The organism is Luteimonas sp. AC640a, from assembly GCF_979256585.1.
Window position 1 is genome coordinate 65,741 of sequence record NZ_CEEDOV010000003.1, and the last position, 14,705, is coordinate 80,445.

The window sequence follows — 14,705 nt, forward strand, 5'->3', positions numbered from 1 at the left end:
GATCATGCGGGGCGATGCGTGCATCGCTTACTTCGTGTCGACGGTGGCCACGGGCGGCACCGGCTGCAGGGTCGGCGCGCTGCGCGAACGCCACAGCAGGAACAGGCCCAGCGCGATCAGCGGCAGCGACAGGACCTGGCCCATCGTCAGCCAGCCGAACGCCAAATAGCCGAGCTCGGCATCGGGCACGCGGACAAATTCGACGATGAAACGGAACACGCCGTACAGCAGCGCGAACAGGCCCGACACCGCATAGCGCGGCCGCGGCTTGCGCGAGAACCACCACAGCACGACGAACATCACCAGGCCTTCGAGAAACGCCTGGTAGAGCTGCGAAGGATGACGGGCGAACTGGTCCAGCGCGCCGGTCGCGAATTCGCTCTGCAGGCGCTCGGCCGACCAGCCGCGAAACGCGGGATCGGTCGGGAACACCACGCCCCAGCCGGCCTGCGTGTACTTGCCCCACAACTCGGCGCCGATGTAGTTGCCGACACGCCCCAGACCCAGACCCGGCGGCACCCACGGCGCGACGAAATCCATGACGTCGAAGAAATGCAGGCCCTGCTTGCGCGTCCACCACCAGGCCGCCACCAGCACGCCGAGCAGACCACCGTGGAAGCTCATGCCGCCATCCCAGACCTTGACCAGCATCAGCGGGTCCTGCATCAGATCACCGAACGCATAGAACAGCACGTAGCCGATCCGGCCGCCCAGGATCACGCCGAGGATGCCGTAGAACAGCAGGTCGCCGAACTGCTCGACATCGACGCCTGGCAGGCGCCCGGCGCGGATGCGGCTGCGTCCGAGCAACCACGCGGTGCCGAACGCCAGCAGGTACATCAAGCCGTACCAGTGGATCGACGGATGGAAGGCGCCCACCTGTGGCAAGTGGACCGCGATCGGATCGATCTGGTGGAGGATCGTCATCGGATCAGCGCGGCATCGGATCGGTCGGCTCGTCCACCGGCGGCGTGCGCTCGCCGCGCACGCGCATCGCGTTGCGCTTGGCCCACAGGTTCAGCATCTCGACCGCGGCCGAGAAGCCCATCGAGCCGTAGATGTAGCCCTTCGGGATGTGCAGACCGAAACCGTCGAGCAGCAGGTAGATACCGATCAGCACTATGAAGGTCAACGCCAGCATCTTCACGGTCGGGTTCGCGTCGATGAACTTGCCCAGCGGCTGCGCCGCCAGCAGCATCACCGCCACCGCCAGCAGGATCGCGCAGACCATCACCGGCACGTAGTCGCCGGCCATGCCGACCGCGGCGATCACCGAGTCCAGCGAGAACACGATGTCGATGACCGCGATCTGTGCGATGACCGCGCCGAACGAGGCGGTCGCCTTGCCGAGCGTGCCGTGCGCTTCGCCGTCTTCGCCCTTGAGCTGCTCGCGGATCTCCATCGCGCCCTTCACGATCAGGAACAGACCGCCGAGGATCAGCACCAGATCGCGGACCGAGATGCCGCGCCCGAACAGTTCGAACAGTGGCTCGGTCAAGCCGGCCAGCCAGGCCAGCATCAGCAGCAGGCCGATGCGTGTGATGCACGCGACCGCGATACCGAATTTGCGTGCGAACTCGCGCTGCTCGACCGGCAGCTTGGACACCGCGATCGAGATGAAGACCAAGTTGTCGATGCCGAGCACGATTTCGATCGCACTGAGCGTGATCAGCAGGATCCAGACCTGCGGGTCGGTAATCAATTCCATCATCGGTGACACATCCTCATTGAGATTCGATCGGCGCGGCGCCCGGCCACCACCACGCTCACAGCCAGCGCGGCAGCAGAATCAGGCCCCACACCACCACTACATTGACCATCGTGACGAACACCGCGGCCGAGCCCATGTCCTTGGCCCGACCCGCGAGTTCGTGGAATTCAGGGCCGTAGCGCTCGATCACGGCTTCGATCGCCGAGTTCAGCAGTTCCACGGCCAGCACCAGCAGACAACTGCCCAGCAGCAGCGCGCGCTCCACGCCGTCGGCGCCCAGCCAGATCGCCAGCGGCGCGAGCACCACCAGCAGATACACCTCGAGCCGGAACGAGGACTCGTGCAGCCACGCGGCGCGCAGGCCCTGGCAGGACCAGACGGTCGCCTGGAACATGCGGACGAAGCCGCGTGGGCGGTGACCGATCCCGTCCGCCATCGTTCACCGCACCTGTCGGACGGCACGACGCGCGGGGCGCGCCACACTGCGGCCAGTCGCGGGCCGCGGGACAGTCGATGACATGGTGGGCCGGGGCGTCGGGCAGTCGCGTTGCGGTAATTCTGACACATCGGCCGCTTGACGACGGCGGTGCCGGTTTGCATTGCCGGGCGGCGGCTGTTTGACTGAGCAGCGGATTTTCCAGGAGCGACACCATGCGCATTCGCCATTTTTCCCGCGGCTGCCGGGCCCTGTGCGCCAACGCGCTCCTCGCCGCGGGCCTGCTTGCGGGCTGCGCCACTGGGGGCGGCATACCCGTCAATCTCGACCCCGTGTCCTCGCCCGAATGGGCCACCGACATGGCGCGCTTCGCAGCGGCGGACGCCGCCACGCCGCCGCCAGAGCGCCCCATCGTCTTCACCGGCAGCTCGTCGGTCCGGATGTGGGAGACGCTGGCCGCGGATTTCCCGGAGGCGACGGTGCTCAACCGGGGCTTTGGCGGTTCACAGGTCCGCGATGCGATCTGGTACGCCGATGAAGTCGCGCTACGCTACCGGCCGCGGCAGATCGTGCTCTACGCCGGCGACAACGACATCGCCGAAGGCCGCTCGGCCGCGCAGGTGCTCGCCGATACACAGGCCTTCGTCACCCGCATCCGCGCGGCGCAGCCGGGCACGCCCATCGCGCTGCTCGGCATCAAGCCCAGCCCCTCTCGCGTGAACTTGCTGGATGTGCAGCGAGACGCCAACGCCGCGCTGCGCGACTGGGCCGCGACCCAACGCAACGTCGCTTACATCGACGTGTTCACACCGATGCTCGACGCCGACGGCGTGCCGCGCGAAGACCTGTTCATCGCCGACCGACTGCATATGAACGCTGCCGGCTATGCGATGTGGAAAGAGATCATCGGACCGTATCTGGTGCGTTGATCTCACTGCGCACCTCTGGAACCGCCTGCTCTGCACGCGTTGATCGTGCAGATGCACGACAAAAAGAGGGCGCCCTCGGGCGCCCTTTTTTATCGCGGATTTTACTGCTGCCGCAGTGCGTCGATCGGGTCGAGTTCGGACGCCTTGCGCGCCGGGTAGTAGCCGAAGAACAGGCCGGTCGCGACCGAGAAGCCTGCCGCCAGCAGCACGATCTGGCTGTTGAGCGCGGTCGGCAGATCACTGAATCGGCCCACAAGCAAGGCGCCGCCGACACCGATCGCGATCCCCAGCACGCCGCCGCCGAGCGAGAGCAGCATCGCCTCTGCGAGGAACTGCCGCCGCACGTCGGTGGGTCCGGCGCCGACCGCCATGCGCAGGCCAATTTCGCGGATCCGTTCGGTCACCGACACCAGCATGATGTTCATGATCCCGATGCCGCCGACGATCAGCGAGATCGTCGCGACCGCGCCGAGCAACAGCGACATCAGGCGCGTCGTCGCAGTGCGCGTGGCGACGATCTCGGAGATGTTGCGCACACTGAAATCGTCGTCCGCGCCGGGCGCGATGCGATGGCGCTGCCGCAGCAGCGCTTCCACTTCGCCTTGTACGTAAGGCAGATCGTCGGCGTTGCCCACCGTCAACGCGATCTGCATCACCGCGCCGGCGGGCATGCCCATCGCGCCGAGCAGACGGCGCCGTCCGGTCTCGAGCGGCACCATCATCACGTCGTCCTGGTCCTGGCCGAAGCCGCCCTGGCCTTTTGAGTTCAGCACGCCGACGACCACGAACGGCGTGCGCCCGATGCGCACCGTCTGACCGACGCCGCTGTCCTCGCCGAACAGTTCGCGCCGCACGGTCTCGCCGATGATCACGTTCTTGCCGGCGCCGCTGTAATCCTGCGGTTCGAAACCAGCGCCGTCGACGACCGTCCAGCCGTTGATCTCGAAGAAATCCGGCTGCACGCCCTGCCAGCTGCTGGCCCAGTTCTTCTCGGCGAACACGATCTGGCTGCTGCCGCGCAGCGAACCCGAGACCAGCTGCACCTCGGGAATCTCGCCGCGGATCGCTTCGGCGTCGCCCTCGTTCAAGGTGAAGAAACTGCTGCCCGACTGACGCGCGCCGCCCGGCGTGCGCCGCGAGCCCGGCGAGATGTCGAGCCGCTGCGAGCCCAGACCCGACACCATGCGATCGATCTCGGCCTGCGTGCCCTGGCCCACCGACACCATGACGATGACCGCGGCGATGCCGATGATCACACCGAGCGAGGTCAGCGCGCTGCGCATCCAGTTGCCGCGTAGCGCGAAGATCGCGGTACGCAGGACGTCGAGATAGGTCATGACGCGGCTCCGGTCGGCGCGTGCGCGCGGGTGTCGTAGGGGCCTTCCTCGTGCAGCTCGCCGTCGCGCATGACGAAGGTGCGGTCGGCATGCGCGGCCACTTCGGGATCGTGGGTGATCAGCACGACGGTGTGCCCGTCGTCGCGCAGGCGCTTGAACAGACTGAGGATTTCTTCGCCGGTCTTGGTGTCGAGCGCGCCCGTGGGTTCGTCTGCGAGCAGCACCGGCGGCCGGTTGATCAGCGCGCGCGCGATCGCAACGCGTTGCTGCTGGCCGCCCGACAGTTCGCTCGGGCGATGCGTGCCGCGGTTTTCCAGTCCGACCGAGGCCAGCGCCTCGCGCGCCCGTTCCGCGCGCTCCTCGTTCGGCACGCGCGCGTAACCGAGCGGCATCGCGACGTTCTCGAGCGCGGTCATGCGCGGCAGCAGATTGAAGCCCTGGAACACGAAGCCGATCTTGTCGCGGCGCAGTTCGGCCAGTTGCTCCCGGTCGAGCGTGGCGACGTCGATGCCGTCGCACAGGTACTGGCCGCCGGTTGGCGTGTCGAGGCAGCCGACGAGATTCATCAGCGTCGACTTGCCCGAGCCCGACGGGCCCATGATCGCGACAAACTCGCCGCGCGCGATCGACATGTGCACGCCCTTGAGCGCGACGACTTCAGCCTCGGTGCCGGCCGAATAGATCTTCTCCAGCCCGCGGGTCTCGATGACCGGCGGGCGGGTGCCGGCCTGCGGCGGAACGACGGTCGTGCTCATCGGGTCGCCGCGCGCTCGCCGGTGACGATCAGATCGCCTTCCGACACACCGCCCGAGGCCTCGGTCATGCTGCCGTCGCTCGCGCCCAGTCGCACCGGCACCGCTTCGCGACGTCCGTCGACCAAGCGGTATACGGTCACGCGGGTGGCGCCGACGGTCGCAGCCAGCGTGCGGTTCCACTGCGCGCGCTGGTTGGCGTCGAGCGTCGCGGTGAAATCGGCGAAGGTCTGCTGGAAGCGATCCATCATCCGCTGGCGGATCTGCGCCTGCACGCTGGGATCGCTGCTGCCACCGCCCATCGTCATGCCCGGCGGCGGTCCGCCACCGGCATTGCCGCGCTGGCCACCCGGCGGACCGCTGGGACGCGGCGCCTGCTGACGCTCGCGCATCGCGGCAAGCGCGCTGTCGAACGCGGCCTGCTGCGGCGCGGTGAGCTGCATCTCGGCGGCTGCGGCGGCGAGATCATCGGCCAGGCCACCGCCTCGCGGCGCATTGCCGCCTTCGGGGCGTGCGGCCTCGGCGATGTCGGCCGCATCGGCCGGACGGTAACGCAGCGCCGCGTTGGCGATCTTCAGTACGTTCTCGCGGTTGCTGACTTCGATCTCGGCGTTGACGGTCAGGCCCGGCAACAGCGTGCCGTCGGCGTTGTCGACTGCGACGACCACCGGATAGGTCACCACGTTGTTCGTCGTCGTCGCTGCCAGGCGCACCTGCTCGACGGTGCCGTTGAAGCGGCGATCGTTGAACGCGTCGGAGGTGAACGTCACCGCCTGACCGACCTGCACCTGCCCGATATCGGCCTCGTCGACCGCGAGTTCGATGCGCATCTTGCGCAGGTCCTCGGCGATGGTGAACAGCTCCGGCGCCTGCAGGCTCGCGGCGACGGTCTGGCCGGGTTCGATCGACCGCGTGAGGATCGTGCCGTCGACCGGCGAGCGGATCACTGTGCGCTCCATGTTGATACGCGAGGTCTGCGTGGACGCGGTCTGCTGCACGATCTGCGCCTGCGCGGCGGTCGCTTGCGCCTTGGCCTGATCGAGCGCGGCGCGCGCGAGATCGACATCGCTGCGCGCGACCAGCTGCTGGCCGGCCAGCGAGGCCTTGCGGTCGTAATCGAGCTGCGCGTTGCGCAGGCTGGCCTGTGCCTGCGCCAGCGACGCGCGCGCACTGTTGACCTGGGCCGAACCCTGTTCGATCTGCGCCTGGAACGTCGCCGGGTCGATGCGCGCGAGCACCTGGCCCTGGGTGACCGGGTCGTTGAAGTCGACCAGCACGTCGGTGATCTGGCCCGACACCTGGCTGCCGACCACGACCGTCGAGGTCGCACTGAGCGTGCCGGTGGCCGAGATCACCACGCGGATGTCGCCGCGTTCGACCGGCGTCGTGCGCCAGGCGCCTTCCGCGGCCGCTGCATTGCGCTGGGACCAGAACCAGACGCCGCCGGCAACGACGGCGGCAATCACGATGACGGGGACGAGGCGCGATACGACGCGGCGACGGGGCTTGGGACGGGTCGACATGGGTCCGGTCTTGATGGGCAACTGGAGACGCTAACGCATCGCGTGGCGCGGAGTTGACCGGAATCCGGATTTTTTGTGTCCGCCGCGCCATACCGCCGACATGAAGTCGGCGTCGATTCAGACCAGACGATCGCCGAGCACGACGGTGACAGTGGTGCCCTCGTCGGGGGCGCTGTCGAGCGCGACCGGCCAGCCGAAGCGCGTGCCCAGACGACGCACGATCGACAGCCCGATGCCCTTGCCGGACTGCGAGAACGGATCGGCCCGATAGAACGGGTCGTAGACGCGCTTGAGCACGTCGGGCGTCATGCCGATGCCGGTGTCGCGGACGATGATGCGATCGCGATCGACGATCACTTCGACGCCACCGGTCTCGGTGAAGGCCCAGCCGTTGCGCAGCAGATGTCCGAGCATCACACCGAGCACGCGCGGCGGTGCGTCGAGTCGTGGCCGGCCGTGGATGTCGAGTGTCAGCGACAGCTGCTTGCCCTCGAACAGCGGCCGCACCTTGTCGATTTCTTCTTCGACCACTTCGACCACATCGAACACTTCGCTCTGCGGCATGACACCGCGCTCGCGGGCGAGCACCAGCAGCGCATCGATCACCGCTTCCATGTCCTGCGTCGCACGGCGGATGCGCAGCAGCGGACGCTGCTGGTGCGGCGGCGTGGCCGGATCGGCGGCGATCATGTCGCTGGCGACACGGATCACCGTCAGCGGCGTGCGCAGTTCGTGGCTGGCGTCGCGGGTGAATTCGCGCTCGCGGCGCACGAAGGCACCGATGCGGTCGCCGAGTCCGTGCAATGCGCTGGTCAACGCCTGCGCTTCGCGGCCAGCATCGTCCTGGGTCGTCAATGCCGCCGGCACGCCGTCGTCGTTGTCGGACGGATTCCAGCGGCCCACTTCATCGGCCAGCCGGTGGATCGGCAACACCATGCGTTTGGACGTGCGATAGGTCATCCAGGAGACGACGAACATCGTCGCCATCATCAGCAGCGCCAGCCCACCCGCGGCGAGCGCGAGAATGCGGTCGAACAAGGACAGCGACGCGGCGAGATACAGCGTGCCGGCCTCGCGGCGGTCGACCAGCAACACGCCTTCGGTATCGCGCCGCGGCGAGAACCCGTCCGGCGCACCCTTGAACCACAGCAGATTGGCGACCGCGCGGTCGCCGCCGATGATCGCTTCCAGATCACCGCGACCAGCCGGCATGAAATAGCCCTGCAGATTCACCCCGAACGGCGGTGGATACGCCGCGTCGGTGGCCTTGGCCTGCCACCAGGCGTCGGCCTCGGCCTGCAACCATTGCCGCGCGACGACTTCGCGACCAATGAAGGCCGCGGTCATCACGCAGACGATGAGCGTCATCCCGGCGATGACCGCCTGGAAGGTAAACGCATCACGGATGCGATTGGGCAGCCCCTGGGGCATGGTCGAGCGTCGCGTCGTCGGCTCAGGCCGGCGACTGCTCGATGTCGGCGATGCGGTAACCGGCGCTCTGCACCGTGTGCAACAGCTGTTTGTCGTAGGGCTTGTCGATGATCTTGCGCAGGTTGTAGAGATGGCTGCGCAGGGTGTCGGAGTCCGGCAGACTGTTGCCCCAGATCTCGCGCTCAATCTCCTGACGATTCACCACACGCGGCGACTCGCGCATCAGGATCGTCAGCAGCTTCATGCCGATCGGCGAGAGCTGCAGTTCGGTGCCGCCGCGCGTGGCGCGCATGCTGGCCGGGTCGAGCACCAGGTCGGCGACCTTGAGCACTTCAGAACCCACCTGGCGACGCTCGCGGCGGATCAACGCACGCAGACGCGCTTCCAGTTCCTGGATCGCGAACGGCTTGGTCAGGTAATCGTCAGCACCCGAGCTCAGCCCGGTCAGCTTTTCATCGAGCGTGTCGCGCGCGGTCAGCATCAACACCGGGGTCGACTTGCGCGCGTCCTCGCGCAGGCGCTTGCAGACTTCGATGCCGTCCAGGCGCGGCAGCATCAGGTCGAGCACGATCACGTCGTAATTGTTTTCGGTGGCGAGACGATAGCCATCCAGACCATCGGCGGCGTAGTCCACCTCGAAGCCGCGACCTTCCAGGTACTCACCGACCATCTCGGAAATATTACGGTTGTCCTCGACGATGAGGACGAGTCCTCCGGGTTCCTGACCTGCGCGCATGAACGACTCCGTAGCTGGGTGCGTGTGGATTAAGCTTTGTGAATTTCCCACTTTCGCGGTGCAGGATTTGTGAAGATTTCGTGGACCGCCCGCGTCACAACGGGCTTGGCGCTACGATCTGCGCCGTCCCTGCCCCTTCGGAAATCCCGTCATGCCCGGCTACGAGCGCTATCTGCCCATCCTGTTGCTGCTGGGTTCGAACATCTTCATGACGTTCGCCTGGTACGGACATCTGAAGTACCGCAGCGTGCCGATCCTCACCGTCATCGTCGTCAGCTGGGGCATCGCGTTCTTCGAATACATGCTGATGGTCCCGGCGAACCGGATCGGCGCCGCCGTTTATTCGGCGCCGCAGCTCAAGGGCATGCAGGAGGTCATCACCCTGCTGGTGTTCGCAGGCTTCTCGACCTGGTATCTGGGGCAGCCATTGAAGTGGAACCACTGGGCGGGTTTCGCCCTGATCGTGGTCGCGGCCTGGCTGATCTTTCTGGAGTAGCCCCGCGCGCTTGGGGAATCGTCACCCCACCACCCGCTCTGCGGGTGTTCCTCCCCCTCTCCCGGAGGGAGAGCGGCATTGGCGCGCTCCGCCTTCGGCGGATCGATTTCTCAGAAGCGGATACGGCCGATCAGGATGTCCTTGAACATCACCCAGTCGCCGATGAAGGAATAGATCGGATGCTTGAACGTGGCCGGCCGGTTCTTCTCGAAGAAGAAATGGCCCACCCACGCGAAGGCGTAGCCGCAGACCAGCGCGGCCCAGAGCCACATCGGATTGCGGTGCCAGATCGCGACGCCCACCAGCGCAAGCACGCCGCAACTGCCGATGAAATGCAGGCGCCGCGACACCGGGTGCGCATGTTCGCCGAGATAGAACGGATAGAACTCGCGGAAGCTGGCGAAGCGGCGCATGCGTTCTCCCAGAGCAGGCGGTGTACGCGCCATTGATCGCACCGGCGCCCGCATGCGTCAACCATCGTCAGGCGCTGCGCGGGGCGAACATGATCACCGCCATGCCGCCGAGACACAGCGCGGCGCCCAGCAGATCCCAGCGGCCCGGCACGATGCCGTCGACCCGCCACAGCCACAGCAGCGCGACCGCGACATAGACCCCGCCGTACGCCGCGTACACGCGCCCCGATGCGGTGGGATGCAGGCTCAGCAGCCACACGAACGCGGCCAGCGCGGCGGCGGCCGGCAGCAACAGCCAAGCACTGCCGTCCTTGCGCAGCCACAGCCACGGCAGATAGCAGCCGACGATCTCGAAGAAGGCGGTGGCGATAAACAGCAGCAGCGTCTTCATGCGTCGCGCTCGGCCTGCTTGACGCGGTTCCAGTACGCATCCTGTGCGTCCAGCGATTGCCCGGCGAGCGCGCGGCCGTCGGCGTCGGCCATCGATTCCATCGCGCGGAAGCGGCGTTCGAACTTGTGGTTCGCGCGCCGCAACGCCGCGCCGACATCGACCTTCGCATGGCGCGCGAGATTCGCCGCGACGAACAGCAGATCGCCGAGTTCTTCCTCCAGCCGGTCCTGCGCTGCGGCGTCGTCGGGATCGGCGGCGACCGCATCGAATTCCACGCGCACCTCGTCGATCTCCTCGTGCAGCTTGGCGATCACCGGCAGTGGGCCCGGCCAGTCGAAGCCGACACGCGCGGCGCGCTGCTGCAACTTCATCGCGCGCTGCCATTCGGGCAAACCGCGTGCGATGCCGGCCAGCGCCGAGGCATCGGTCTCACCTGCCGCAGCGCGTTCCTCGCGTTTGATCGCGTCCCAGTTGCGCAGCACGGTCTCGGCATCGTCGGCGGACACGTCGCCGAAGATGTGCGGGTGCCGCCGGATCATCTTGTCGCTGATCGCATCAACGACATTGCCGAACGCGAACGCGCCCTGCTCCTGCGCCATCTGCGCGTGGAAGACCACCTGCAACAGCAGATCGCCCAGTTCGTCGCACAGGCCCGGCAGATCACCGCGATCGATCGCATCGGCGACCTCGTAGGCTTCCTCGATCGTGTAGGCGGCGATGGACGCGAAATCCTGTTTGACGTCCCAGGGACATCCGGTCTGCGGATCACGCAGGCGCGCCATGATGTCGAGGATGCGATGGATATCGCCGGGGGCATTAGTCACGTCGGACTCCTTGAAAACGGCCGCACATCACCTTGATCGAGGCCAGTCATTGTAGGAACGCGCTTGTGCGCGATGTCAGCATCGTCAGCGCTGGCAAGTCCACATTCGCGCGCGAGCGCGCTCCTACAAAAGTTCATCACGTGCGCACTATGCGGGCGCAAATACTCAGGCGGCGAGCCAGTCGCGCCACGGCAACGACGGATCGCCCAGCGCGATGAAATCGCCATTGAGGATCGTGTCGCGCTGGTTGTAGCGGAACGGGCGACCCTGCGGATCGAGCACCACGCCGCCCGCCCCTTCGAGGATCGCCTGCCCGGCCGCCGTGTCCCACTCGCTGGTCGGGCCGAAGCGTGGATAGACATCCATGCCGCCCTCGGCGAGCCGGCAGAATTTCAGCGACGACCCCAGTGGCACGGGCGTGACATCGCCGATCCGCTCGAGCAGCGCCGTCGTCCGTGGATCACGGTGCGAGCGGCTCGCGGCGACGCGCAATGCGAGCGGCGCAGCAGGATCGTGTCGCGGCGCGTGTAGCGCGGTGTCGCGATCGCCTTCGCGAACGAAGGCGCCATGACCCGGTGCGCCATGCCACAGCGCACCTGTCACCGGCGCCTGGATCACGCCGAACACCGCGACGCCGTGCTCGATCAGCGCGATGTTGACCGTGAACTCGCCATTGCGCTTGACGAATTCGCGCGTGCCATCGAGCGGATCGACGAGCCACATCCGCGTCCACGCGCGGCGCTCCGCAGCGGGCACGACGACGGCGGATTCTTCGGAGACGATCGGAATGTCGGGCGTCAACGCGCGCAGGCCATCGACGATGACGCGGTGTGCGGCCAGATCGGCGGCGGTCACCGGGCTGGCGTCGGCCTTGCGGACGACATCGAAGTCTTCGGCGTAGACGGCAAGGATCGCGTCGGCCGCGGCGCGTGCGATCGCGATAACGCCGTCGCGGACCGCTGTGGTGACGGGACCGGTGGCGTCAGCCACCGTGGTGACGCAGCCAGTCGCGGACGATGAACAACGCAGCGATTGAACGACCTTCTGAGAACTCGTCGAGCAGGATCAGTTCGTGCAGCGCATCGAGCTTCCACGGCACCACGTCGAGTTCTTCGGGCTCATCGCCGGCCAGGCGTTCGGGATACAGATCGCGCGCGACGACCAGCGTCGCCTGATGGCTCATGTACTGCGGCGCCAGCGAGATCGACCGCAGTGCTTCGACGCTGCGTGCGCCGTAGCCGATCTCTTCCTTGAGCTCGCGATTGGCGGCTTCGAGCGCGGACTCGCCGGCATCGATGCGGCCCTTGACCAGGCCCAGCTCGTAGCGGTGGAAGCCGGCGGCGTATTCGCGCACCAGCAGCACCGTCTCCGCATCCAGCATCGGCACCACGATCACCGCGCCATGGCCGCGGCCATGCAGGCGTTCGTACAGGCGGCGTTCGCCGTTGGAGAACTCCAGATCGAGCCGCTCCATGCGGTACAGCGCCGCTTCGTGCTCGGTGACCTCGTGGATGGTCGGCAGCGTCTTGCTCATGCGGGCAGGCCCTCGTGTGCACGGGGGCTGCGCTGGGGAGCGATAATGACGGGATGACTGGACAGATTCACGATGCGGCCATTCTAGCCGACGGCAACGACTGGCGGACCCGCGACCTCGCCGCGGTCTGGCACCCCTGCACACAGATGCGCGAGCATCCCGACATCCAGCCGATGCTGCCGATCGTGCGCGGCGACGGCGCCTGGCTGATCGAGGCGGGCGGCCGGAAGATCCTCGATTCGGGCAGCAGCTGGTGGACCAACCTGCACGGCCATGCCGAACCGCGCATCGCCGAGGCCATCGCCACGCAGGCGCGCACGCTGGAGCAGGTGATCCTCGCCGGCTGCACGCATCCCGCGGCAGTCGAGCTCGCCGAACGGCTGCTGGCCGTGGCGCCGCGCGAACCGGGCCGCCCGCCGCTGACCAAGGTGTTCTTTGCCGACAACGGCTCGGCGGGCGTCGAAGTCGCGCTGAAGATGGCGTTCCAGTGGTTCCAGAACCGCGGCGACGAACCGCGCCGGACCAAGTTCGTCGCGCTGCAGAACGGCTATCACGGCGAGACGCTCGGTGCGCTCGCGGTCGGCGACATTCCGTTGTACCGACGCGTCTACGCGCCGCTGCTGTGCGAGTCGGTCTTCGCGCCCTCGCCCGATGCCTATACCGCGCGCGCCGGACAGAGCGCCGCCGGCCATGCCGAAGACGCGGCCGATGCGCTGGCGCATCTGCTCGATGCGCACGCCGGCGAGATCTGCGCGCTGATCCTCGAACCGCTGGTGCAGTGCGCCGGCGGCATGCGCATGCACGACCCGGTGTATCTCAAGCGCGTGCGCGAGCTGTGCGACGTGCACGGCGTGTTTCTGATCGCCGACGAGATCGCGGTCGGCTTCGGACGCACCGGCACGCTGTTCGCCTTCGAGCAGGCGGGTGTCCAGCCGGATCTGCTGTGCCTGTCGAAGGGCCTGACCGGCGGCTTCCTGCCGCTGTCGACGGTACTGGCGACGCAGGCCCTGTACGACGGATTCCTCGATGCCTCGCGCGAGCGCGCGTTTCTGCATTCGCACAGCTACACCGGCAATCCGCTGGCCTGCGCTGCGGCACTGGCCTCGTTGGAGATTTTCGACACCGACGAGGTGCTGGCCCGCAACCGCGCGACGGCCGCGAAGATGGCGACGCTCGCGGCGCAGATCGGCGCACACCGGCATGTCGCCGACACCCGCCAGACCGGCATGATCGTGGCGTTCGAACTCACCCGCGATGGCGACAAGGCCACACCCTTCGATCCGGCGCTGCGCGTCGGTCTGCGCGCGTATCGACATGCGGTGGAACGTGGCGTGCTGCTGCGTCCGCTCGGCGACATCCTGTACTGGATGCCGCCCTACTGCATCGACGATGCGCAGCTGCAGCTACTGGCCGACGTGACGGCGGAAGCCATCGAGGCGGGCACTGCATGCGTGTGATCCGCGCCTTCGTCGATCGTCCGCTCGCCACGGACCAGCCGATCGAACTGCCCGATGACGTCGTCGCGCATCTGGTGCGCGTGCTGCGCCTGCGCGAAGGCGATGCCTGCGTGCTGTTCAACGGCGACGGCGTCGATCGCGACGCGCGGTTGTTGCGCGTGGACAAGCGCAGCGCGGTCGCGGAGATCACCGGCAGCCGCACGATCGATCTGGAATCGCCGCTGTCGATCACCCTGGTGCAGGGCATCGCGCGCGGCGAGAAGATGGACTGGATCCTGCAGAAGGCGACCGAACTCGGTGTCGCCGCATTCGTGCCGGTCTCCAGCGACCGCAGCGAAGTGAAGCTCGACGCCGAGCGCGCGGCCAAGCGTCTGGCGCACTGGCGCAGCGTGGTGGTGTCGGCTTGCGAACAGAGCTGGCGCTCGAGAATTCCGGCCGTCGCGTCGCCGCGTTCGCTCGCGGTCGCACTCGCCGACCTGCCTGCCGATGCAGCGCGCTGGCTGCTCGATCCCGATGCGGACGCCGGCATCGCGACGATGGCGCCACCGTCAGCCGGCATCGTGCTCGCGATCGGTCCGGAAGGCGGCTGGTCCGCGAACGATCGTGCGGCGTTGATCAACGCCGGCTTCAATGGATTGCGCCTCGGCCCGCGCATCCTGCGCACCGAGACGGCCGGCATGGCCGCGATCGCGGCCCTGCAGGCGCGATTCGGCGATCTCGCCGGCTGAACGCCGG

The 14,705-nt window shown here is 67.4% G+C and carries 17 protein-coding genes; 4 read left to right on the forward strand and 13 right to left on the reverse strand.

The features are described from left to right. Nucleotides 1-27 precede the first annotated feature (27 nt). The 3 genes from lgt to ACZ9YD_RS01855 are packed head-to-tail and all read right to left on the reverse strand — an operon-like array spanning nt 28 to nt 2,147. On the reverse strand, nt 28-927 hold the full coding sequence (gene lgt / locus ACZ9YD_RS01845; protein WP_465073437.1) for a prolipoprotein diacylglyceryl transferase: 900 nt from the start codon (nt 925-927) through the stop codon (nt 28-30). Nucleotides 928-931: 4 nt separating this feature from the next. Further along, the gene (locus ACZ9YD_RS01850) at nt 932-1,711 is read right to left on the reverse strand and encodes a TerC family protein (protein ID WP_232149506.1); all 780 of its coding nucleotides are present in this window, start codon (nt 1,709-1,711) and stop codon (nt 932-934) included. A 55-nt stretch (nt 1,712-1,766) separates the two neighbouring features. Continuing rightward, complete coding sequence (locus ACZ9YD_RS01855; RefSeq protein WP_232134389.1) at nt 1,767-2,147, reverse strand: diacylglycerol kinase; 381 nt, start codon at nt 2,145-2,147, stop codon at nt 1,767-1,769. A 215-nt stretch (nt 2,148-2,362) separates the two neighbouring features. Here ACZ9YD_RS01855 and ACZ9YD_RS01860 point away from each other — a divergent pair, with 215 nt between their 5' ends. Further along, entirely contained in the window at nt 2,363-3,076 is a 714-nt protein-coding gene (locus tag ACZ9YD_RS01860) for an SGNH/GDSL hydrolase family protein (protein ID WP_465073438.1), read from the forward strand. A 101-nt stretch (nt 3,077-3,177) separates the two neighbouring features. Here ACZ9YD_RS01860 and ACZ9YD_RS01865 read toward each other — a convergent pair whose 3' ends face one another. The 5 genes from ACZ9YD_RS01865 to ACZ9YD_RS01885 form a co-directional block, all read right to left on the reverse strand. Beyond that, a complete protein-coding gene (locus tag ACZ9YD_RS01865; protein WP_465073439.1) occupies nt 3,178-4,413 on the reverse strand; it encodes an ABC transporter permease in 1,236 nt (411 codons plus the stop codon). Then, on the reverse strand, nt 4,410-5,168 hold the full coding sequence (locus tag ACZ9YD_RS01870) for an ABC transporter ATP-binding protein (RefSeq protein WP_465073440.1): 759 nt from the start codon (nt 5,166-5,168) through the stop codon (nt 4,410-4,412). The genes ACZ9YD_RS01865 and ACZ9YD_RS01870 overlap by 4 nt, the downstream gene beginning before the upstream one ends. Further along, nucleotides 5,165-6,688: an efflux RND transporter periplasmic adaptor subunit gene (locus tag ACZ9YD_RS01875; RefSeq protein WP_465073441.1), complete on the reverse strand. Its 1,524-nt coding sequence runs from the start codon at nt 6,686-6,688 to the stop codon at nt 5,165-5,167. Before ACZ9YD_RS01875 ends, ACZ9YD_RS01870 begins: the two co-directional genes overlap by 4 nt. Before the next feature lie 117 nt (nt 6,689-6,805). Beyond that, nucleotides 6,806-8,119 carry a sensor histidine kinase gene (locus ACZ9YD_RS01880; RefSeq protein WP_465073442.1) on the reverse strand — a complete coding sequence of 438 codons (1,314 nt, stop codon included), beginning with the start codon at nt 8,117-8,119 and terminating at the stop codon, nt 6,806-6,808. Nucleotides 8,120-8,141: 22 nt separating this feature from the next. Further along, on the reverse strand, nt 8,142-8,855 hold the full coding sequence (locus tag ACZ9YD_RS01885) for a response regulator transcription factor (RefSeq protein WP_159680050.1): 714 nt from the start codon (nt 8,853-8,855) through the stop codon (nt 8,142-8,144). A 151-nt stretch (nt 8,856-9,006) separates the two neighbouring features. On the opposite strand from ACZ9YD_RS01885, the gene ACZ9YD_RS01890 reads away from it, so the two are divergent. After that, nucleotides 9,007-9,351, forward strand: a complete 345-nt coding sequence (locus tag ACZ9YD_RS01890; protein WP_232134382.1) for a DMT family protein — start codon at nt 9,007-9,009, stop codon at nt 9,349-9,351. A 110-nt stretch (nt 9,352-9,461) separates the two neighbouring features. On the opposite strand, the gene ACZ9YD_RS01895 is transcribed toward ACZ9YD_RS01890, so the two are convergent. The 5 genes from ACZ9YD_RS01895 to nudE form a co-directional block, all read right to left on the reverse strand. Then, the gene (locus ACZ9YD_RS01895; RefSeq protein ID WP_465073443.1) at nt 9,462-9,764 is read right to left on the reverse strand and encodes an Mpo1-like protein; all 303 of its coding nucleotides are present in this window, start codon (nt 9,762-9,764) and stop codon (nt 9,462-9,464) included. A 67-nt stretch (nt 9,765-9,831) separates the two neighbouring features. Continuing rightward, a complete protein-coding gene (locus tag ACZ9YD_RS01900; RefSeq protein ID WP_465073444.1) occupies nt 9,832-10,155 on the reverse strand; it encodes a YnfA family protein in 324 nt (107 codons plus the stop codon). Then, nucleotides 10,152-10,979: a nucleoside triphosphate pyrophosphohydrolase gene (mazG, locus tag ACZ9YD_RS01905; protein WP_465073445.1), complete on the reverse strand. Its 828-nt coding sequence runs from the start codon at nt 10,977-10,979 to the stop codon at nt 10,152-10,154. The genes ACZ9YD_RS01900 and mazG overlap by 4 nt, the downstream gene beginning before the upstream one ends. A 165-nt stretch (nt 10,980-11,144) precedes the next feature. Next, entirely contained in the window at nt 11,145-11,969 is an 825-nt protein-coding gene (cysQ, locus tag ACZ9YD_RS01910) for a 3'(2'),5'-bisphosphate nucleotidase CysQ (RefSeq protein WP_465073446.1), read from the reverse strand. After that, nucleotides 11,962-12,513 carry an ADP compounds hydrolase NudE gene (nudE, locus tag ACZ9YD_RS01915; RefSeq protein ID WP_465073447.1) on the reverse strand — a complete coding sequence of 184 codons (552 nt, stop codon included), beginning with the start codon at nt 12,511-12,513 and terminating at the stop codon, nt 11,962-11,964. The genes cysQ and nudE overlap by 8 nt, the downstream gene beginning before the upstream one ends. 53 nt (nt 12,514-12,566) lie before the next feature. Here nudE and bioA point away from each other — a divergent pair, with 53 nt between their 5' ends. After that, complete coding sequence (bioA, locus tag ACZ9YD_RS01920) at nt 12,567-13,970, forward strand: adenosylmethionine--8-amino-7-oxononanoate transaminase (protein ID WP_465073448.1); 1,404 nt, start codon at nt 12,567-12,569, stop codon at nt 13,968-13,970. Beyond that, nucleotides 13,961-14,698 carry a 16S rRNA (uracil(1498)-N(3))-methyltransferase gene (locus tag ACZ9YD_RS01925; RefSeq protein WP_465073449.1) on the forward strand — a complete coding sequence of 246 codons (738 nt, stop codon included), beginning with the start codon at nt 13,961-13,963 and terminating at the stop codon, nt 14,696-14,698. Before bioA ends, ACZ9YD_RS01925 begins: the two co-directional genes overlap by 10 nt. Nucleotides 14,699-14,705: the final 7 nt, after the last annotated feature.